General features: G+C 38.5%; 22 protein-coding genes and 1 riboswitch. Of the genes, 4 read left to right on the forward strand and 18 right to left on the reverse strand.

All coding sequences use genetic code 11. The features are described 5' to 3' along the window. The first annotated feature begins 3 nt into the window (after nucleotides 1–3). Nucleotides 4–972 carry an asparaginase gene (locus tag NSR00_RS06530; RefSeq protein WP_340787723.1) on the forward strand — a complete coding sequence of 323 codons (969 nt, stop codon included), beginning with the start codon at nucleotides 4–6 and terminating at the stop codon, nucleotides 970–972. 257 nt (nucleotides 973–1229) lie between these two features. On the opposite strand, the gene NSR00_RS06535 is transcribed toward NSR00_RS06530, so the two are convergent. The 8 genes from NSR00_RS06535 to NSR00_RS06570 form a co-directional block, all read right to left on the reverse strand. Next, nucleotides 1230–2198 (reverse strand): YpdA family putative bacillithiol disulfide reductase, encoded by a 969-nt coding sequence (locus NSR00_RS06535; protein ID WP_066247690.1) that lies wholly within the window; start codon nucleotides 2196–2198, stop codon nucleotides 1230–1232. A gap of 90 nt (nucleotides 2199–2288) precedes the next feature. Continuing rightward, entirely contained in the window at nucleotides 2289–3545 is a 1257-nt protein-coding gene (locus NSR00_RS06540; protein WP_063388611.1) for a Glu/Leu/Phe/Val family dehydrogenase, read from the reverse strand. A 235-nt stretch (nucleotides 3546–3780) separates the two neighbouring features. Continuing rightward, the gene (locus NSR00_RS06545) at nucleotides 3781–4362 is read right to left on the reverse strand and encodes a genetic competence negative regulator (RefSeq protein WP_094246149.1); all 582 of its coding nucleotides are present in this window, start codon (nucleotides 4360–4362) and stop codon (nucleotides 3781–3783) included. A gap of 130 nt (nucleotides 4363–4492) precedes the next feature. Continuing rightward, nucleotides 4493–4945 (reverse strand): DUF2663 family protein, encoded by a 453-nt coding sequence (locus NSR00_RS06550; protein ID WP_063388613.1) that lies wholly within the window; start codon nucleotides 4943–4945, stop codon nucleotides 4493–4495. A 70-nt stretch (nucleotides 4946–5015) separates the two neighbouring features. Further along, complete coding sequence (locus tag NSR00_RS06555; protein ID WP_157728008.1) at nucleotides 5016–5666, reverse strand: LysM peptidoglycan-binding domain-containing protein; 651 nt, start codon at nucleotides 5664–5666, stop codon at nucleotides 5016–5018. Continuing rightward, a complete protein-coding gene (locus NSR00_RS06560; protein ID WP_066247708.1) occupies nucleotides 5641–6264 on the reverse strand; it encodes a CPBP family intramembrane glutamic endopeptidase in 624 nt (207 codons plus the stop codon). Before NSR00_RS06560 ends, NSR00_RS06555 begins: the two co-directional genes overlap by 26 nt. A gap of 4 nt (nucleotides 6265–6268) precedes the next feature. Further along, nucleotides 6269–7765: a RecQ family ATP-dependent DNA helicase gene (locus NSR00_RS06565; RefSeq protein WP_340787727.1), complete on the reverse strand. Its 1497-nt coding sequence runs from the start codon at nucleotides 7763–7765 to the stop codon at nucleotides 6269–6271. Next, a complete protein-coding gene (locus tag NSR00_RS06570; protein ID WP_340787729.1) occupies nucleotides 7762–8823 on the reverse strand; it encodes a helix-turn-helix domain-containing protein in 1062 nt (353 codons plus the stop codon). Before NSR00_RS06570 ends, NSR00_RS06565 begins: the two co-directional genes overlap by 4 nt. 273 nt (nucleotides 8824–9096) lie before the next feature. Between NSR00_RS06570 and NSR00_RS06575 the strand changes: the two genes are divergently transcribed. Further along, on the forward strand, nucleotides 9097–9345 hold the full coding sequence (locus tag NSR00_RS06575; RefSeq protein ID WP_063388618.1) for a ferredoxin: 249 nt from the start codon (nucleotides 9097–9099) through the stop codon (nucleotides 9343–9345). Nucleotides 9346–9479: 134 nt separating this feature from the next. Here the strand turns inward: NSR00_RS06575 and NSR00_RS06580 are convergent, their stop codons facing one another. Continuing rightward, the gene (locus tag NSR00_RS06580) at nucleotides 9480–10061 is read right to left on the reverse strand and encodes an ECF transporter S component (RefSeq protein WP_082829402.1); all 582 of its coding nucleotides are present in this window, start codon (nucleotides 10059–10061) and stop codon (nucleotides 9480–9482) included. Nucleotides 10062–10218: 157 nt separating this feature from the next. Continuing rightward, a riboswitch (FMN riboswitch) is annotated at nucleotides 10219–10370 on the reverse strand. 140 nt (nucleotides 10371–10510) lie between these two features. Here NSR00_RS06580 and NSR00_RS06585 point away from each other — a divergent pair. Further along, complete coding sequence (locus NSR00_RS06585; RefSeq protein WP_063388619.1) at nucleotides 10511–11008, forward strand: inorganic diphosphatase; 498 nt, start codon at nucleotides 10511–10513, stop codon at nucleotides 11006–11008. Between the two features lie 170 nt (nucleotides 11009–11178). After that, nucleotides 11179–12750, forward strand: a complete 1572-nt coding sequence (gene serA / locus NSR00_RS06590) for a phosphoglycerate dehydrogenase (protein WP_340787733.1) — start codon at nucleotides 11179–11181, stop codon at nucleotides 12748–12750. Here the strand turns inward: serA and NSR00_RS06595 are convergent. From NSR00_RS06595 to resA, 9 genes are all read right to left on the reverse strand, one after another. Next, nucleotides 12741–12875 (reverse strand): hypothetical protein, encoded by a 135-nt coding sequence (locus NSR00_RS06595; RefSeq protein ID WP_261308724.1) that lies wholly within the window; start codon nucleotides 12873–12875, stop codon nucleotides 12741–12743. The genes serA and NSR00_RS06595 overlap by 10 nt on opposite strands. Nucleotides 12876–12959: 84 nt before the next feature. Continuing rightward, nucleotides 12960–14072: a GerMN domain-containing protein gene (locus NSR00_RS06600; protein ID WP_340787735.1), complete on the reverse strand. Its 1113-nt coding sequence runs from the start codon at nucleotides 14070–14072 to the stop codon at nucleotides 12960–12962. After that, nucleotides 14047–14637, reverse strand: coding sequence for an RNA polymerase sigma factor SigX (sigX, locus tag NSR00_RS06605; protein WP_094246152.1), 591 nt, complete (start codon nucleotides 14635–14637; stop codon nucleotides 14047–14049). The genes NSR00_RS06600 and sigX overlap by 26 nt, the downstream gene beginning before the upstream one ends. 92 nt (nucleotides 14638–14729) lie before the next feature. Beyond that, the gene (locus tag NSR00_RS06610) at nucleotides 14730–15314 is read right to left on the reverse strand and encodes a cob(I)yrinic acid a,c-diamide adenosyltransferase (protein ID WP_094246153.1); all 585 of its coding nucleotides are present in this window, start codon (nucleotides 15312–15314) and stop codon (nucleotides 14730–14732) included. A gap of 50 nt (nucleotides 15315–15364) precedes the next feature. Beyond that, nucleotides 15365–17131, reverse strand: a complete 1767-nt coding sequence (locus NSR00_RS06615; protein WP_094246154.1) for an ATP-binding protein — start codon at nucleotides 17129–17131, stop codon at nucleotides 15365–15367. After that, nucleotides 17128–17850: a response regulator transcription factor gene (locus NSR00_RS06620; RefSeq protein WP_340787741.1), complete on the reverse strand. Its 723-nt coding sequence runs from the start codon at nucleotides 17848–17850 to the stop codon at nucleotides 17128–17130. Before NSR00_RS06620 ends, NSR00_RS06615 begins: the two co-directional genes overlap by 4 nt. A 90-nt stretch (nucleotides 17851–17940) precedes the next feature. Continuing rightward, on the reverse strand, nucleotides 17941–19116 hold the full coding sequence (gene ccsB / locus NSR00_RS06625) for a c-type cytochrome biogenesis protein CcsB (RefSeq protein ID WP_144598193.1): 1176 nt from the start codon (nucleotides 19114–19116) through the stop codon (nucleotides 17941–17943). A 24-nt stretch (nucleotides 19117–19140) separates the two neighbouring features. Then, a complete protein-coding gene (gene resB / locus NSR00_RS06630) occupies nucleotides 19141–20772 on the reverse strand; it encodes a cytochrome c biogenesis protein ResB (RefSeq protein ID WP_130157473.1) in 1632 nt (543 codons plus the stop codon). A gap of 16 nt (nucleotides 20773–20788) precedes the next feature. Next, complete coding sequence (gene resA / locus NSR00_RS06635; RefSeq protein ID WP_063388628.1) at nucleotides 20789–21310, reverse strand: thiol-disulfide oxidoreductase ResA; 522 nt, start codon at nucleotides 21308–21310, stop codon at nucleotides 20789–20791. Nucleotides 21311–21403 lie beyond the last annotated feature (93 nt).

The following is a 21403-nucleotide window of genomic DNA, read 5'->3' on the forward strand; positions in this document are numbered from 1 at the left end:
AAGATGAAGAAAGTATTGATTTTACATACAGGCGGTACAATTTCAATGCTGGAAGATGAACAAAGCGGTGCAGTGAGACCAGAAGGGTCCAATCCACTAACAAATTTTTCATTGAATGTAAACAATGTACAAACAATCGTAAAAGAGCTTTTTAACTTACCTTCCCCGCATATAACTCCTAAGGAAATGCTGGAAATTAAAAAAGAAATCGAACATCATGCCAAAAATGGAAGCATCGACGGTGTCGTCGTCACTCATGGAACGGATACTTTAGAAGAAACAGCTTATTTTTTAGATTTGGCTCTTGACCTTCCCATCCCCGTTGTTGTAACGGGTGCGATGAGGTCAAATAACGAACTCGGATCAGACGGATTATATAATTTATTAATGTCCATAAAAGTTGCTGCTTCCGACGAAGCGAAAAACCTTGGTGTGTTAGTTGTCATGAATGACGAGATTCATACAGCAAAAAACGTCACAAAAACGCATACAAGCAATATCGCTACATTCCAAAGTCCGCAATACGGACCGATCGGTATTGTGAACAAAAAAATTCTGACATTTCATCACTATCCGTTAAGAAAAGAAACATATAATATAACGAAAATCTCTAAACATGTGCTCCTTTTAAAGGCGTATGCAGGCATGGATGAAAAAATAATGGAAGCAGTTGAAGGACTGAATCCGGATGGAATCGTCATTGAAGCTTTAGGGCAAGGAAATTTGCCGCCGGCTTTAGTCCCCGGCATGAAACGGCTTATTGAGAAGAAAGTGCCGATCGTCATTGTCTCACGATGTTTTAACGGCATTGTGCAGGATGTCTATGATTATCAGGGCGGAGGAAAACATTTAAAACAGCTTGGCGTTATATTTTCGAACGGATTAAACGGGCAAAAAGCTAGAATAAAGCTTTTAGTGGCTTTAGAAAAAACGAGCGATTTAACTGAAATAGAAGAAATGTTTTCGAAATAATAAGCTGTTGTGATGATCAACACAAATTTTACTAAAAAATGTTACAAGTAAAGGGGGTGTCTAATAAGCCGTTTTTACAGCTTATTGACGCCCCCATTAATGTGTTAGAAACGTTGATATATCGGTGTTTATGATTTTTTGTTTTCAATGGCGATTTGATTTCTGGACGGCCCCACAACTTATGAAAGCAACAAAATCAAGTAGAGAAAAACGGATTGTTTTTCTCTACTTGATTATTTTCGGGACATCCCCTATTTTTATACTCTTTTGATAATTTCTTCTGCGATCAATTCCCCGTGAAATCTGCCGTTTTCGATAAAAATCTCATTCGCATCATTTCCAGCTGCGATGACACCGGCTATAAAAATCCCGTTTACATTCGTTTCCATTGTATCGGGATTGTAGTAAGGTCTGCCTGTCTGCTCATCAATAAGTACACCCATTTTTTTCAAAAAGTTATGATCTGGATGGTAGCCAGTCATGGCAAAGACAAAATCACAAGGAATAGTTTTTTCTTCTGTTCCGTTCACAATATAACTAATAGAGTCATTTTTAATTTCTTTTACATCTGCCCGAAATTCCATTTTTATATAGCCTTTTTTGATAAGAGAATCAAATTCCGGCAATATCCAAGGCTTAATGCTTGAAGAATACCCGCTTCCTCGGTACAACACAGTTACTCTAGCCCCGGCTTTATAAAGCTCAAGCGCGGCATCAACACTTGAGTTTTTCCCGCCGATCACAACGACATCTTTATCAAAATATGGATGAGCTTCTTTAAAATAATGGAAAACGTGGGGCAGATTTTCGCCTGGAACATTCATGTAATTTGGATTATCATAATAACCTGTAGCAATCACAACAAATGACGCACGATATTTTCCTTTTTCCGTCGTTACCATGAACGTTCCGTCCTGCTGCTTTTCTACCTTCTCTACTTTTTCATATGTATGAATGCGCAAATTTTTTCGCTTCACAACTTCCCGGTAGTAAGCAAGCGCTTGATTGCGGACAGGCTTTCGGTTTTCTGTGATAAATGGGACTCCGCCAATTTCAAGCCTGTCTGCTGTGCTGAAAAAGGTTTGATGTGTTGGAAAGCGATAAATGGAATCAACAATATTTCCTTTTTCAATAACTAAAGGATTTATTCCTTTTTCCTTCAATTCGATCGCAGCCGATAGTCCACATGGACCTCCGCCGACAATGATCACTTTTTCTTCTTGCATCATGATCACTCCTATAGCATTAAGCGGCTGGTGACAAAAGAAAAATTTCCCCTACATTATCATAGGGGAAACTGCAAAACGATGCAAATATTATACCCATCCGCGATATCTGCATGCTTCTGCCATTTTTCTTACGCCTACCATATATGCAGCAAGCCGCATATCTACTCTTCTGTTTTGCGCCGTTTCATATACAGTGTTAAATGCTTTCACCATCATTTTTTCCAATTTTTCTTCCACTTCTTCTTCAGACCAATAGTAGCCCTGATTATTTTGAACCCATTCGAAATAAGAAACCGTTACTCCTCCCGCGCTTGCCAATACGTCAGGCACGAGTAAAATTCCCCGGTCCGTTAAGATTTGAGTGGCTTCAACAGTTGTCGGACCGTTGGCTGCTTCTACGACAATTTGAGCCCGAATATTATGGGCATTTTCTTCTGTAATTTGGTTTTCAATCGCCGCAGGAACTAAAATTTCGCAATCAAGTTCTAACAATTCTTTATTAGTGATCGTATCATTAAACAATTTCGTAACAGTTCCGAAGCTGTCGCGCCGGTCTAATAAATAATCGATGTCAAGTCCGTCTGGATCGTACAGACCGCCGTATGCATCGGAAATACCTACAACTTTTGCTCCGGCATCATGCATAAATTTTGCTAAATAACCGCCTGCATTTCCAAATCCTTGGACAACGACCCTAGCCCCTTGTAAAGAAATTCCACGCTTTTTCGCTGCTTCGCGAATGCAAATGGTCACGCCTTTTGCCGTTGCCGATTCACGGCCATGTGAACCGCCGAGAACGAGAGGCTTGCCGGTAATAAATCCTGGCGAATTAAATTCATCAATCCGGCTGTATTCATCCATCATCCAAGCCATGATTTGCGAGTTCGTAAATACATCAGGTGCAGGTATATCTTTTGTAGGGCCAACAATTTGACTAATTGCCCGAACGTATCCTCTGCTTAATCTTTCTAATTCCCTGAACGACATATCTCTTGGATCACAAACAATTCCACCTTTTCCACCACCGTAAGGCAAATCAATAATTCCGCATTTTAGACTCATCCAAATTGAAAGCGCTTTTACCTCGTTTTCAGTTACATTTGGATGGAAGCGAACGCCTCCTTTTGTAGGTCCTACAGAATCATTATGCTGCGCCCGGTAGCCAGTAAATATTTTAACAGAACCGTCATCCATGCGAACAGGTATTTTCACTGTCAGCATGCGAATCGGCTCTTTTAATAATTCATACACCTCTTCTGGATAACCTAGTTTTCCTAACGCTTTATGTATTACCTTTTGCGTAGCTTTTAGCACATCATGCTTGTCATTGCCTTCGGCTACCATAATAAGTAAACCTCCTATATGTTCTTTAATAATGAAAAGGAAAAGTCCACCTTTCATGACTTAGTATACACCTTCTATAAATTAATTCAATCATTAATTCATAGAAAATAAAGGGATACTGAATTTCTTGTTAAAAAAAGAAAGCGGCAAACCGCTTGTTTTTTATCAAATAAAATACTGAATCTACGCAAAAAAAGCTGATAAAACATCGCTGAAAGGCGATGTTTTGTCAGCCTCAGGAAAAATAGTCATTCAAAAGACGAACAGCGTGATCCTTTATCAATAATTTTCCATATTCATGCAGTCTATGAGTTGTCATATGTGTCGGCGTTCCATATTCCGCTAAAATTGCAACAAGATGCTCCGTTTCAATCTTAGAGATGTCATCAAACAGCAGGTAGTATCGTCCCTGATATGAATAAAGCGCGCCTTCTGTTATTTTGAAACGTTGAAGAACTTTTGCAAGATCGAGGACATCTTCGAAATTCAAAAACTCATACAATATATCTTGATGTTCATCCACTTTTACTTGCATTTCAATATAATCATCTAAAAATTCATCTTCAAGTTCTTCATCATTATTTTTGGAAACAATAATCACCATTCCCTGTGCTTTTAGTGAATAAACCTCGACCGCAATCGAACCGTTTGCATGAAAATCGAGTTCTTCACTTGCCTCATTGATCATTTCCCGGAAAAGCTGATGAACTTTTAAAGAGTTGTTCCATAGATCTTCTTTTGTTAAGCCGCGATCCGACAAATCATCTAGAGTCAGGAAAATTTTAATTTTATTATGATTAAGACGCTCGAGCCGCATCTTCTTCCCTCCTGCCGTCAATACATCATACGATATTGTATGTTGATTCTAAAAGATGGTTCTTTAGTTAGTAAACAGTTTACAATTACGAGGGGGTGAAGACAAGCATTTTTACTCACAAATCACATTTTTATTTCGTTTTATAATAGAGATTAATATCAAATTCTTTTTTCATAACAGAAAAAACCTTGTCGCGATTCATCCACTCTTCTTCACTTTTCCAAAAATCAGTGCTTTTATCAATAATTTCCCATCTAAGCTCATGATATTCTTTTTCCGCTTTTTCTTCTTTCTTTTTAAAATAAACGGCTGTTGAATAGCTGAATGCAATCAGCAAAACGGCGAATAAGTGTGATGATTGGAAAAAATAGAATAAAACAAACAAAAGATCTGTTTCCAATCGTTGATATACGTTGAAATAAATAAACACTATAAAAATGATCACTTCCACAAATGTAATTATTTGCCAAACCAAACATTTCTGTTTATATGTTTCGAATTCTCTTTTACGCTCAATGAGCCCTTGCAGCATATGCTTGGTAGGTTGATCTGTATAGGGCAGATCTTTAATTTGCCTTTCCATTCGTTTAAAATCCCCCAAAGTTTTTTGTACAAGTTATGCATGATCTTTTTCAAATATGAAAAATTTTTAGTTATTGGGGATTATCTAAAGGGATTTTTAAAACTTGTCCGACATAAATGTTGGAATCTTGAAGATGATTCCATTCTCGAATAAGCTCTTCGCCATTTCGGCTTTTATAATACTTCATCGAGATTTTATACAGCGTTTCGTTCGGCTGGACAACATGAGTAATGATGCGTCTGTTCTCTTCCATGTTTCCATCGCTTTCATTTCCAGAAATTTCTTTTCGGGTTTCGTCTCTTGTGCTGTTGGAAGAGGATTGTTCTTCAGTCGTTGGAGAAGCTTCCTGTTCATTCTGATTTCCTTCTTCTTTGTCTGAATTAGAGGAATTATTTTCTTCCACTCTCTCTTCTTGAACAGACTTCCCGCTATTATTTTTAATAATTACAGAGTCAAAATCTGAAAGATTTTCCCCGCTGCGGTTTGATTGATTTCGTTCCAAATAAGAAGTTAAAAATAAAACAACGACTGGCACTAATATAAAAAGAAAGACGAGAATACGCAAAAGCGGATAGTTCATTTTCTTTTTTTTCTTCCGCCTTTTTTTATGCACTTCACTCCGAGACGGATATGTCCCCGTTCTCTCTTTTATTTCATCAATCATTTTTTCCCTTAAACGCTCAGCTTGGTCATGTTCATACGGACTTGTCATCTTCTTCATCGTCCCTCCCATCGCCTTTACTATTTTTCAAATATTGAAAGCGAATTTGCACTGCCGATACAAAGTCGATAAGAAAATGAGCGAAAATTGTTGTTAAAATATTCTCAGTCAGTTCAAATATCACTCCGAGAAAAAAACTGACGAACAAAACCGTTGCAAATAACAGCCATTTTGAAAGATAACGAAAATGCATGAAGGCAAAGATCAAACTGGCGATAAACAGTCCGAAATGGGTTTGCAGAACTCCGCGAAACAATATTTCTTCCGCAAAAGCAACGATAAGGGTCATCCAAAAAATTTCCGGCAAGCTTCTGTTTTGAAACAGTTTTTCATTGATTCCTCCATCATCGTACCAGCTTTTTGGCGCCCATTTCATAATTACCAAATTAATGAGCAGAACGATAACTGTTGCAAGCAAGCCAACAGCTATCGATTCCCAACTCAATTCCCATAATTGAAAAAAATCCTCCGCACGGTCAAAAAAAATGAACCCTAAAATAATCGATATAAGAAGAAATAGCGACTGAGTGACCATGAGATGAAATAAAAGCTCTCGATCGGTCATGTTCTTTATCAATTCTTCTTGTCTTTTAATCACGCCTTCACCCACTTTGACGAAACAGCCTTTTTAATTCTTGCTTCCAATCCCACTTTATCATTGGCTGGGATGAATGAATTTTTTTTCGGATAAAAAAACGATCGTTTATTCCGCAATTGTCGCAGCAAATCGAAACCTTTGTTGAAGATTTTTCCTGAAAATAGCTTAAAATCATGTTCCGCCTGCATGCTTTTGCTCGTAAAAATGCTTCCATGTCGGCTAATTTTTTAAATTTCATTTTCATTCGATCTTCAATCTTGCTCCATACATAATTTACGATCTGATCAGTCGTCCAATGATACATGTTTTCATCCAACATTTGGAAATTATATTGTAAAAATCTCCTCTGTACATCAGACAAGCCGAAGCTGCTCCACTCTTCTTCTGTTAAATCAAAGCTTCCCTTTAACCGAATCGTTTTTACAATCAACTCAATCTCTTTTTTTTCAGGAAATTCAGAACGTATTATCGACCGGGGAAACTCCTCGTCACCCTTTGCTACAAGTGCAATTGCAATGCTTTGGTTTCCATCTCTTCCTGCCCGGCCTATTTCTTGTACGTATGATTCCATGTCAGCAGGATAATGGAAATGGATGACAAATCGAACGTCTTTTTTGTTTATTCCCATTCCAAAAGCATTTGTCGCCGTTATAACCGAAAGTTCGTCATTTAAAAATTGCTGTTGAATCAACATTCTATCTTCATATTCCATTCCGCCATGATAATAAGCCGCATTTGTCATTCCCTTTTGTTCAATCCATCTGGCAAGCTCTTCCGCCCACTTTCTTGTGGAGCAATAAATGATACCCGGCCCTTCTAACATTTTCAGCCATTCGGCTAATCGCTCCAATTTTTCCTCTTGGCTGCTTACGGCTTCAACATTAATGGCAACGTTTTGCCTGTCAATAGAATGAATATGAAATGTTGCATCGGTTAAATGCAAGCATTTCGCGATATCGTTCAGCACTTCTTTAGTGGCTGTGGCGGTCATCGCCAAACAAGGAGGAGAACCGATCATCTCCCTTACCTTTCCGAGCTTTAAATAGTCAGGCCGAAAATCATGTCCCCACTGTGAAATGCAATGCGCTTCATCGACGACAAATAAAGATATTTGGATTTGCGCCAATGCATCCAATAGCCTTTTTGATTTAAACATTTCAGGCGATAAAAATATAAATTTGTAACGGTGCAATTGCCGAAAAGCTTTTTCTTTTTCATATCGGGTTAAAAAGCTGTTTAATGCAATGACTCTTTTTTCTCCAAACATTTTCATCTGCTGTTCCTGGTCTTGCATGAGCGACAATAGCGGGGACACTATTAATACAGCACCTTGTAAACAATAGCCAGAAAGCTGATAGCACAATGATTTTCCACCGCCTGTCTGAAGCATGGCAACTACGTCATGTCCGCTAATAACATCTTCAATTATTTCCTTTTGGCCTGTTTTAAAGCTTGAATAACCGAATTTTTCCTTCAGCAAAGTAAAAAGATCTTTCGTCATTGCCATCTCCTTATTGCAGCCATTGCCAGCCGAATTTGAAAATAGCTGTATTGATCTTGAAGATATTCTTTAACTGTTTTCAGCTTGTTCGTTTGCAGCTTTTCAATCGCTTGCCCGATTTTGACCACATCTTCTTTGCTTACATAAGGTTCGAAGGCAAAATCGTGCATGTTTAAAGCAATCTCAACAATATGGTCCTCAATCGTATTTCTTTTAAGCTTTCGGAATGCTGCAATTTCATCAATGCCCAACCCCTCCGCCAACAAGCGGTACGTTTTTTCCGCCGATGCGGTTAGCGGGTGTTTTTTTATCAAATCTCTTAAAAGACCGAATAATATCGGATATTGATCAGAACGTTTTTGCAATTCGTTCACCATTTGAATGACGGCAGCTTGAAACATAAGCTTCAAATAAAAAGGATCTTCATTCGCAGCTGCTGCAAGCTGTTCAAAGGTGATTCCATTTTTTTTAAAGCCGGACAAACGATTGACAACTAAGATAGCTCCCTTTTCATCTAAACATTCAAGCAAACGGTTCATTTCCAAAAACGTTCGATTTCCGATATTTTTCTTTGTCTCTTTCATCTGTAATATGTATGTTTTGACAAAATGCAACAGCTGACCATTATTTGTTATAGGTAAAAATTTCGAATGGTTATAAACTAGATGGGAAACCGTTTGAACAAATAAAGATAAACGCTGCCAAAAAATTTTTCCTATATCATTGTAGGTGGCCCCATCCAGCTTATCAGGAAACGGTTTTTCTGACAAAAATTCTTGCAGCACCCGTTCGCCGTTCATTGTGACCATATAAAACTCGCCTTTTACTTGTTTGACATATGACAGCTGAACCAATCTGTTTAACAAGTGATTATATTCTTCAAGCTCGAGCTCACGGCAAATCCCAAATAAGTTCGATAAATGAAAAATAATGCTATCTTGAATCGTTTGAGAAGATTTTTTTCCTTTTAATAAATGAAAAACAGCTGCTTTCGATCGCTCGCATTTGAGCTGTTGAAAACAATAAAGGATAATTCCTTCCAAATAAGAGAGAGGCATTTGATCACCTTAAAAATTGAAACCTTCTGTTCAATCCTTATTTTATCAAAATTTATCCAATAATTGTCGAAAAATATATAATGAATGATTGATTTAAGTAAGTTTATCGAAATACTATGACTTTTCATCTTTTTTTATTGAAATGTTTAATATTCCATCTTACAATAATTATGTGGTATTCTGATTATTATATAAAACATTCTGAAGTGGAAGATAAATGTTTCTTTCTCTTTTATGACTTCTACTCATTTCATTTATACAGGAGGTTAGACAATGCCAAAATATACAATCGTTGACAAAGAAACATGCATTGCATGCGGTGCATGTGGGGCAGCAGCGCCAGATATTTATGATTATGACGACGAAGGAATCGCATACGTTATTCTAGATGATAACCAAGGGACGGTTGAAGTTCCAGAAGTTTTAGAAGATGATTTAATGGATGCTTTTGAAGGTTGCCCAACAGATTCCATTAAAATTGCTGATGAACCCTTTGACGGCGATCCTTTAAAATTTGAATAGCTGTTTCATCAGCTTTAAAAGAACAACCCCCACGGAAAAACGAATTTCTGTGGGGGTTTTGTGTATCATAATTCGGAGCACCGTTATGATGCGAAACATCATAGCGGCTGATCTCCGCTTTTTTGCATATAAATTTATGCATTTTGCACGTTAAATTTATGTTGAAGCCATTCTTTTATTCTGCCGTAAATCATTAAAAAGACAATGGCAATAATTGTTCCTTTAATGAGGTTAAAAGGCAAAATCCCGGCAATAATGACTTGCTTCACTTCTGCAATCGACATTTGCGGCATATTTAAAAACAGCGTATATGCCGGCAAAATGAAATAATAGTTCAATAAGCTCATGGCTACTGACATCGAAATGGTCCCGGCAGCTAAACCGAAAAGAACCCCTTTCATCGAACGAACTTTTTGAAACACGAATGCAAACGGCAAAAGGAAAAACAATCCGGCCAAGAAATTTGCCAACTGATCAATCGGAACTCCTGTCGCGCTTCCTTGAATGATGTAATGAAGCGTATTTTTAATCGCTTCTACAGCCAATCCTGCAATCGGCCCTAATAAAATCGTCGCCAGCATAGCAGGAATTTCGCTGAAATCAATTTTTAAAAATGCCGGAAGTCCCGGAAGCGGAAAGTTAAGAGCCATAAGCAAGTAGGAAATCCCGCTCAACATTCCTACAAAAACAAGTTTAAATGCCTTTGTTTTTAACACAGTCCTTCTCTCCTTTTCTTTCTGTGATCCATCTTGAAAAGAAGGAAGGGTCCATCTCCTGCTTCAATAAAAAAACCCTCTACATTGACGCAGAGGGAGAATTGTAAGCAGGTTAAAATAAACGTTTCAATGATCATATTTTTTGAAACGCCTGAACCCTCATCTTCTCCCATCCAGACTATACTGTCGGCTCTGGATTCTCACCAGATCCACCGTAAAGGAAAAACACCTTTACGGGTCACGGGCTAAAAAAGCTTAAAAGCTTTTATCACCGCCGGTCGGGAATTTCACCCTGCCCCGAAGATGAATCCATATTTTTTATCTTCATTATATACAATAATAAAAAAAAAAGAAACTTATTTTATTTCATTGTCTTTTTTCTACAATTGCCAATATTTTTTACATCCTCTATAATAAAAAGGCATACATAATAAAGGAGGATTTTGTCGATGGCAAACAATAAAGTTGTCGAAGCTTTTATTGAAATTCCGACAGGAAGCCAAAACAAATATGAATATGACAAGGAAAAAGGCGTTTTTAAACTAGACCGGGTTCTTTATTCGCCTATGTTTTACCCTGCAGAGTACGGTTATTTAGAAAATACTTTAGCACTTGACGGCGATCCTCTTGACATTCTCGTAATCGTCACCAATCCGACTTTCCCTGGATGCGTCATAGAATCGCGTGTCATTGGCTATTTAAACATGATCGACAGCGGTGAAGAAGATGCAAAATTAATCGGCGTTCCTGTAGATGATCCTCGTTTTGACCATGTTCAATCGATTGAAGATCTGCCGGAGCACAAATTAAAAGAAATTGCCCATTTCTTTGAACGTTACAAAGATTTGGAAGGAAAACGAACAGAGATCGGCAGCTGGGAAGGACCTGAAGCAGCGGCAAAACTAATTGACGAATGTATTGCACGATACAATGAATCTAACAATTAAACAAAAAAGAGAGCTGTTTCTTCAGAAGCAACTCTCTTTTTCCCTTTTTACACACAGTAAACGTTTTCAAACTGTAAAGTTTTGAACCTTGACAACATAGATCAGTTAAGATAAAATAATCAGAAATTTTGTTTTCATTTTTAATTCGTTCACTAGGGGGATCTTAGAAAATGTTTCATGTTCTTGTTTCTGACTCAATATCAAGCGATGGATTAGCACCATTATTGAACGATGAAAACATCAATGTCGTTCAGAAAAAAGTAAGTGAAGTTGACGACCTGGAAAAATATGATGCTCTGCTCGTCCGCAGTGCAACGAAAGTAACAGAAGAACTGCTTCAAAAAATGACAAATTTAAAAATTGTTGCAAGAGCAGGCGTCGGAGTCGATAATATCGATGTTGAAGCAGCGACAAAATACGGAGTTGTCGTAATTAATGCACCTGACGGAAATACGATTTCAACTGCCGAGCATACATTTGCCATGATGGCATCGCTTGTTCGTCATATTCCACAAGCAAATGTTTCCGTTAAATCAGGTGAATGGAACCGCTCCGCCTTTCTCGGTACTGAGCTATACGGCAAAAGCTTAGGAATCATCGGTTTAGGACGAATCGGCAGCGAAATTGCCAAAAGAGCAAAAGCTTTTGGAATGAACGTCTTAGTGTTTGATCCATTTTTAACAAAAGACCGGGCGCAAAAATTGGGAGTAAACAGCTGCAAGCTCGATGAAGTTTTAGCGCAAGCTGATATCATTACTGTTCATACACCATTGACAAAAGAAACAAGAGGTTTATTAGGAAAAGAAAATATCGGAAAAACGAAAAAAGGAGTTTATTTATTAAACTGCGCCCGGGGCGGCATCATCGATGAAGAAGCATTAATTCATTATTTAGAAATTGGACATGTGAAAGGCGTTGCACTTGATGTATTTGAAGTCGAGCCTCCAGTAAATCGGAAGCTGCTTGATTTTGAACAGGTCATTGCTACACCGCATCTTGGAGCATCAACGAAAGAGGCCCAATTAAACGTTGCCTCTCAAGTTGCTGAAGAAGTATTAAAATTTTTAAATGGAAAACCTGTTACAAATTCTATTAATCTACCAACATTAACAAAAGATATATTTGACAAAATACAGCCGTTTTATAAATTGGCCAAAAAATTGGGTCAGCTTGCTTCTCAATACATGAAAGAACCTGTTCAACATATCGGAATCGTTTACGAAGGAACGGTTGCTGAACTCGAAACATCTTTTATTACGAAAGCATTTCTTGCTGGATTTTTAGGAGAACGGGTTGATTCAACTGTTAACGAAGTGAATGCTGGCCTCATCGCCAAAGAACGCGGCATCAGCTTCAGCGAAAAAATTACTTCAAACGGTTCTGGATATGCAAATTGCATCGCTGTTCAAGTAGATGGAGATCATCGGACTTTTTCCGTAAAAGCAACGTATATTCCAAACTACGGTGAACGAATTGTTGATTTAAACGGTTTCGATATCGATTTTTACCCGGCAGGGGAAGTATTATATGTAGAACACATCGATAAACCAGGTGTTATTGGACGCGTCGGAAAAGTACTGGGCGACCATGGCGTAAACATCGCAACAATGCAGGTTGGACGTAAAAACATCGGCGGCGAAGCAATCATGGTTTTAACTTGTGATAAACTGATTGATGATCAGCTTATTGAAGCGTTAGTCCAGTTCGATGACATCGTTTCTGCCAAAACTATTCATTTATAATATTTAAAGGTGCTGGGAGGGCTTATCTCTCCTGGCTCCTCTGTTTTTAATCCTCCCAAAAACAAAAGACCGATGAAAAGCCCCATAATTAGGGCAATACCCAGCCTCCTCATTAAATCCAGCATCCATTCATCCTCCTTTCCTCCTTTCATACATTCTCAATATTTATGATGGTGTCTTTATGTTTAGACCTATTTCCGTTCCTTTTGCTATGCATCAACTTTCAGGTCAATAAAATTAGGCGAAAAAGGCACTTCCACCGGTTTTGAAATATCAATATTTCCGATTTTTTTCGCATCAAAGCCTTCGAACTTCACTTTCTTAAAGCCGAATTCTTTCGCTGTCATTAAAATCGCTTCCAGCATAACTTCAGTATGCTCTGTGTTTTTCATTTTTGAAGCATTGTCAAAAGTGACCGTAAGCAGCTCATCATCCTTTTTCAATTGCTTAATTTTAACGGAATTATTAATGGAAGGTTCAAGCCCATCTTCCTTCCCTTTTTGCATGGCATTCATTGCCTCTTCAATTGTTTCATATTCATTTTTTGATGGAACGAGCAAAGGATTGCTGCTATTTTTAGGAAAAAACAAGAAATAGGCTTTTTTCAGCAGCTTCTTTATTTGAAATTCGGAAACAAAATGCTCAGAAGGAACATGCTGCTTTTCATTTGTAAATAAGCGCACCTTTTTATAATTTTGCCACCGAAATGTTTCTTTTAATACTTCTTTAAAATTTTGTTCATTATGGAAACGGTCTTTTATATTCAATTTTTCAAAATTTATGATCACCTCGTCACTTCGGCTTTTGCTTTCATAAATGTCTGCATCTTGAAAGGCAAAAGCTGAAAGATTGAAACGTTTCACATCGATCTTGTTTAAGACGTCATTTATTTGCTTGACGGCAGGCTCGAATTGATTTCCTTTAAAGCTTAGAGGAACGACATGCTGTTTGCTTTCATCTAAAAGCCCTACTGTGATAATTTGTTCAGTTGAAGAATTTGGAACTATGGAACGATACTTCGGCGAAGCCTCCATCGTTTGACTTTCGGTTAAATGACTGTTTCCTGCGTTTTCGGCCTTTTTGTTGTATGAATATTGGGTTTGTTCATTTTTGCTGTTGCTTAGCGGAAAAACTACAAAAGTGACGGCTGCTGTCAAAGCAACAATCGAAGCTGATGGAACAATGAATTTCAATATTGTTCTTTTTCTTTTTTTCTCGGTAATATTGTTCCAAATCTCGAATGAACTGCGGGAATCTTCTACTTTTGGAAACTCGCTTATCCATTTTTTGATTTGTTCATCGCTCCACCGAGAGTTTTTCACTTGAAACTACCTCCTGTTCTGTCATAGCTCCCTGATCTTTCGTGACACCTTGTTCTTTCATAGCTTTATCTATATAATTTTTTAACACTTTTAAAGCCCGATGCTGGGTTGTTTTGACTTTGCTTTCCGTCCACCCCAACACCTCGGCTGTTTCTGCAACAGATAATTCTTTTATAAACCGTAAAATTAAAACGGTTCTTTGATTCACATTACAGTCATTCATTGCTTTGTATAGCATCTGTATTTCTTCTCGTTGTAAAGCTATTTCTTCCGGGAGGGGCTCTTGATCCGCAATTTGTGCTTGATCTAAATCAAATTTTTCCATTATTCGCTGACGGAGAGTTTTTTGCTTTCGAAAAAAATCAATCGCTACATGCCGAGCAATGGAAAATAACCATGTTTTTTCACTGCTTCGTCCTTCAAAGCTCGAGTATGATTTTAAAACTTTTATATACACTTCATGCACCAAATCTTCCGCTTGTTCCCGATCCTTCACCAAATAATATAAAAACTGAAAAATATCTTGATGATACTTTTCGTATAATCTTTGAAACGATTCATCCATGCACATACCCTCCGTTTAAAATATTTGTCGAAAGAGACGCATGACATGTTACAAACAAAAAAGAAAGGGTCTTATAAAAGAGACCCTCGGTGTCAATTTTTTTTGCTATTATTTGTCCGGAACACCTTCCCGCTTCGTTCGTATTCGACATCCTTCACGTTTAGGCGGTAATTTACAACCCGAGCAGCAGCAAATAAATAATCAGACAGACGGTTCATGTAAATGAGGACCGGATGATGAATTTTAACCTCTTTCATTAAAGAAACGATTAAACGCTCTGCTCTTCTGGCAACTGTTCTCGCAATATGTAAAACGCTGGCCGCCTCCGTTCCTCCGGGCAAAATAAATTTTTCTAATGCAGGAGCTTCTTCCACATAATGATCGATTCGTTCCTCTAAAAAACGGATCATATCCTCCGTCGTTTTAAACGGATGTTTTTGCTTTTCGTACACAACCGCTATGTCAGATCCGCAATCAAACAAATGATGCTGAATTTTTTCAAGCTCTTCGTAAATATCTTGAAACGCTTTATCTGTTAAAAACGTCCTTGCATAGCCTATGTAAGCGTTCAATTCATCAATCGTTCCGTAAGCTTCCACCCTTGGATCATCTTTATCGACGCGCGCACCAATAACGTTCGTCTGTCCTTGATCCCCTGTACGCGTATATAAATTCATTGCCAAACCTCCCTTCTGTTACGTGTGAAACAATAAAGATCGGCAAATTTTTACGATGTTTGCGGCAATAGTACGGTAAATGTCGTTCCAACATTTAATTTGCTGTGAACTTGTATTACCCCTTTATGGGCATCGACAATATTTTTCGCAATGGCAAGCCCAAGACCCGTACCTGCTCTTCCGCGCGTTCTCGCTTTGTCAGCTTTATAAAAGCGTTCAAACACAAACGGCAGATCTTCTTCACTGATTCCGCTTCCTGAGTCCTGAACATCTATTTTTAAACCATTGCTTTCTGAAATAATTACTTTTACAAATCCTTGTGCACTCGTATGGCGGATAGCATTGTCAATTAAATTGGTCAGTACTTGCTCAATGCGGTCCGGATCAAACGAAAAGGAATCCGTTTGAACATTCAGCAAATATTCGAGGTGAATCTGTTTTTCTTTTGCAATGCCTTGAAATTTGCGAATAATTTTTTCAATAAAAGGCTTCAATTTGACATCTTGTATATTTAAGGAAATATGTCCTGCCTCCATTCTGGCCAAATCCAATAAATCATTCACCAATCGGCCCATTCGCAATGATTCGTCATAAATAACCTGAACAATCTCCTTCCGCTCCTTTTCGCTTCCTGCAATGTCATCGCGAAGAGCTTCGCTGTATCCTTGCAGCATGGCAATAGGCGTCCGCAGCTCGTGGGACACATTGGCAATAAAATCAATTCTTAATTTGTCGAGACGTCTTTCCTCCGTTATATCGCGCAAAACAACGACCGCTCCTCGAACACGATTTTGATTATAAAGAGAGCTCATGATCACTCCCCATGTTCTGCCTTGCAAAGTAATCTCAGTAACCTGCTCGCGGTGAGTCGTCGTCACTCGTTTAAATAGCTCTTCAATAGCCGGCGGAAGCTCATGTTCCTTTTTCGGATCCATTCCGTTTTCATAATACCATGCCTGCAAAAAACGTTCAGCAGGAGGATTTGTGACTAAAATCGTTCCATCGATATTTAACGTAATGACACCGTCAGCCATGCTGCTTAAAATGTTTGAAAGCTGTTCTTTTTCTTGCCGCAAAGCGTTAATATGGAATTTCACCTGCCGGCCCATTTGGTTAAAGGCAACAGCTAATTCACCAATTTCATCGCTTGTCAGCTTCGGAACTTTCGTATCAAATTTTCCATTCGCCACTTCAATCGCGACTTCTCTCATTTTTCGGAGCGGATAAGTAATGCGGGTTGATAAAAAAAAGGCAAAAACGGTCGTTAATATAATAGCTATAAATGCTGCCATAAAAATATATTTAGTTGTTTGTTTTGTTGTTTCATTAATGGCAGACAAAGATTGTACGACAAATATCGCTCCAGATTGATAAGGCACTCCGACGATCATCATTTCATTGTTGAATTTATTGTGATCATTCGTTTGCGGAAAGCTTTTTACAAGACTGATTTTTTCTTGATCTTCCAATACTTTTGACAGCTCTTTTTCACTGATGATTTCATTTAATGAATATTGAGCGACACCCGCCCCGTCATTTTGCTTTTGCCAATATGTTTTTCCACCATCAACGATATACACACTTGTTAGTTTATCAGAAAGTTCAGTTGCGATGGAGCCGGCTAATGGTGTATTTTGATGATTTTCCATAATAATGGCTGCTTTATTGGCAAGCTGGGTCAATTTTTGCTCGGCATCTTTTATATGATAATTTTCCATAAACTCGAGCAGCAAAATGGTTAAAATCGACAGAACCACTATCACAAGAAATAAAATGGTCATCCAAAGCTTGCCAACAACGCTTCTCCAAAATTTCATTCTTCAACGACCTCGAATTTATAGCCGACACCCCAAACAGTCACGATCATTTTGGCGGCTTCAGGCGAAACTTTGTTTAATTTTTCCCTAAGTCTTTTCACATGAGTGTCAACTGTTCGTAAATCTCCAAAAAATTCGTAATGCCATACTTCCTTCAGCAGCTTTTCCCGGTCGTATACTTTATCAGGAGTTTTTGCCAAAAAATAAAGCAGCTCGTACTCTTTCGGGGTTAAGTTGACTTCCTTGCCGTCGGCCGTCACGCGATGAGCATCATGATCGATTGTTAAGTGCGGGAATACGATCACATTTTTCGCCGATGAATCGGTTTTTAAATAGCTTGTTTGTGACGCCCTTCTTAAAATCGCTTTCACACGTAAAACAACCTCTCTCGGGCTGAACGGTTTTACAATATAATCGTCCGCACCGACCTCAAACCCTTGAACACGGTTTACCTCCTCTCCTTTTGCTGTCAGCATAATGACAGGAGTGGCTTTCTTTTCTCTCAGCTGCTTGCACACTTCGATTCCGTCAATTCCGGGCATCATAATATCCAGAATAATCAAATCATAATCGGCACAAAGAGCCTTTTCAAGCGCTTCATCACCATTTTCCGCCTCATCAATTTGATAATTTTCCCTTTCTAAGTACATTTTCAAAAGCCTGCGAATTCTTTCTTCATCATCTACCACTAAAATCGTTACATCCTGCTTCTCAGACATATTTTCTTCCTCCCTTGATCAGGTTAAAAAAGAGCTGACTCAAATGATAATGATCCAATTCCAGCATGTATCATGAGTCAGCCAATCCGTTTATGCATATGAATGTAAACCAGCTATCACAAGGTTTACAAAAATTAAATTAAACATGATGATCGCAAATCCGATAACCGCAAGCCATGCTGATTTTTCTCCATGCCATCCTCTCGAAAGCCGTAAATGAAGATATGCCGCGTAAAACAGCCAAGTGATCAATGCCCAAACCTCTTTCGGATCCCAGCCCCAAAATCGGGTCCAAGCGATCTGCGCCCAAATCATGGCAAATATTAAAGCACCTAGCGTAAATACTGGGAATCCAATCGCTACTGAACGGTAGCCAATTTCATCCACCACATCCAAATTTAAATTTTTCACTAAAGGCTGCAACGCTGCAGAAATACGCTTTCTCAATATTAGGCGGATCACTCCGTATAAAATCAGTCCTACAAATGTGGACCATAAAACAGTGTTCACCTTTCTGGCCGATAAAATCGCCGGCAATTCCACAAAGCCTGCAAGCCGATCTTTTGTCAACAATTCTCCTTCGTGCGGCGCAACGAGAGCAGGCAAATGAAATTCCATTTCCGCCTCTTGTCCATTTTTATCGATCCATTTAAACACTGATTCATAATCCATTGCTCGGAACACGGTTGTGACAATGACAAATGCTAGTGTTGTGACTAATACAAACATGACAAATTCAAGCCAAAACGTCTTTTTTGTTGCTTTTGATTGATCCACAACCTTTGTTAAATACAGGACTCCGGCTACAAAGCTGATCGCCAAAATAGCTTGTCCGGCAGCAGCTGTTGTTACATGGATTTTCAGCCAATCGCTTTGAAGAGCTGGTATTAAAGGGCTGATTTCTGTCGGAAACATGCTGGCATATGCAATCAATAAAAGTGCAACTGGCAATGTAAATAAGCCAAGTGCAGACAGCTTATAAATAAAATAAATAATGATAAATGCTCCTACTAGCATCATACCAAAGAATGTCGTGAATTCAAATAAGTTCGAAACCGGGGCATGTCCAGCAGCGATCCATCTCGTAACGAAGTATCCCAGTTGAGACAAAAAACCGAGGATCGCCGCCGCAATGCCTAATCGCGCCCATCTATTCGTTTTTTCATCCTTTCCTCTTTTGTCACGGATGGAACCGCCAAAAAAGAATGTTCCTATTAAATACAAAATAAACGCAATGTATAATAAAGTGCTGCTAAGTTCAGCCACAAACTTCCCCTCCTTCATGAGGTTCTATTCTTTTAATTGTTTTTGGTCAACAGGCTTTTGAATTTCAGTATCGCGCAAAATGATGTCCAATTCATTTTTTAATCCAAACCAGTTTTTGTTTGTATGCCCCGCCAGCATGATTTTGTCGTTATCCGCTTTCAGCCATATGCGGCGATGCTGCCAGTACAATCCTTGAATTAAGCCTATCATAAAAATGGCTCCGCCGACACCGAGCACCCATAAAGTTAAATCTTTTCTTACAACTAGACCCGTTAAGTTTTTCGTTTCAATTCCTGAAAATTTCATTTTGTATTTGTTATTCTCGTTAGGTTCAATCGTTTGCTGGATGGCAACGAAACTCGTTTCTCCCTTCGGTCTGTCAGGTGCAATCATTTTAAAAACAAATGCCGGGTTGTTTGGCACTCTCGACCGCGTGGCTGGATTGCCTTCGTCATCAAAATAAAAATCTGGAAGATAGCTAGCAATTTCAACAGCATAGCCGTTTCCTAAATCATATTTCTTTTCTGGATTTAAGAGGTCAATGACAACTTTCCCGAAGCTTTTCCCCGATTTTTTATCGATAAGATCAAACGTCATTTTATTTAACTCATTCAGCTTGTAATTCACTTGATAGACAGCATAAGAATCAAATTTCAACGGTTCGTTGACGCGAATGCTGAAGTCTTTTACCTCTTTTAATTTTGGTTCTTCACCCGGCAGGCTGTCTCCCTGCTTTTTATAAAGCGTCACATTTGATTGGAAGTTTTTAGCTACGCTTCCATCGCCGACACGGTCAATCGCTTCCTGAAACACATCTTTTTCTTTTTCCTTTTGATAAGTTTCCAAAATGAATTGATGATGTTTCAAATAATACTCGCCATTTGTCCCGGGTATTTCTTTCGTTTCCCCTTCTCTTAACCAGAGAACCTCATCCACATACATCCCCGGGAAAAAGCGGAGCATGGCTCCAATTAAAAAAATAATCAATCCGATATGATTGACATACGGACCCCATCTGGAAAATCGATTTTTCTCTGCCAAAATGTTTCCATTTTCTTCTCGAATGCGATAACGGCGCGCTGTTAAATTTTTTTTAACTTGTTCTACATTTTTTTCAATATTGTCCACATATGATTCGCTAAAAAGGCGCTGTCTTTTCAAAAAAGACTCGTGCCGAGACACACCTTGATTTTTCAAGGCACGATAAAGTGGAATAACCCGGTCAAGCGAGCAAATCACAAGCGATATTCCAATCGATGCGATCAAGGTCATATACCACCAAGAACCGTATAGGCGGTGAAAGCCTAATTGATAATAAAGCTGGCCTAAAATTCCATATTCATCTTTATAAAATTGCTCTGGCGTTACGTTGGAAGGTATGTACAATTCTTGCGGAAAAATCGTTCCGATTGCTGATGCGATCAGCGTTATCACAATCAGCCAGACTCCAACTTTAACAGAAGAGAAAAAATTCCATACTTTATCGACGATCGTTTTATTATATGTTTGAGAACGTCTGGCGCTTCCGTCATAACGCATATCATGAAGTTTTTCCGAATTGCCTTCGCCCTCTGCTGCCAAGGCCCGTCCGCAATTTTCACACAGCACAGTACCGAACGGATTTACATGACCGCATTCACATTTCACATGATTCATGTTGAAAACTCCCTAACTATGGTTTTATCATTTCCATGTAATCTCGAACTTCCCGTTCCGTCATTGGTGCAGTAATGATTTTGACAACCTTCCCGTTCTTATCGATGAGAAACGTAGTAGGCAGCGGATCTACATCATATGCATGAAGCACCTGCTGATTTTTGTCAATGACAATCGGGAAATTGAGTCCGTATTTTTCCGCAAATTTTTCCACTACTAATTTTGATTCGCCAACGTTGACAGCTAAAACTTCCACGCCTAAATTTTTATAGTGCTGATATTGTCTTTCAATGTAAGGCATTTCACGTTCACAAGGTTTGCACCACGTTCCCCAGAAATTGAGAAATACCCCTTTTCCTCTATAATCGGAAAATTGATGCTTTTTTCCTTCTAAATCAGTAAGAACAAAATCAGGCGCAGCTGATCCGACTTTCACTTTTTCTTTGCTCATAAAAAAATTTGAATAGAGTGTATATCCAAGAGCACCTAATAAAATAACAAGAATAATCGAGCGAGTAATGAGTCGCCTTTTTTTCATCGTGTGTACTCCCTTTGTTTTTCATTCGCTTGTTATTATATCATTGAATTTCCGTTCATTCAGAAAAATAATTTTGACGTTTATGTGACATAA

It is taken from the genome of Aeribacillus sp. FSL K6-8394, assembly GCF_038008865.1.
Classification (GTDB): Bacteria; Bacillota; Bacilli; order Bacillales; family Aeribacillaceae; genus Aeribacillus; species Aeribacillus composti.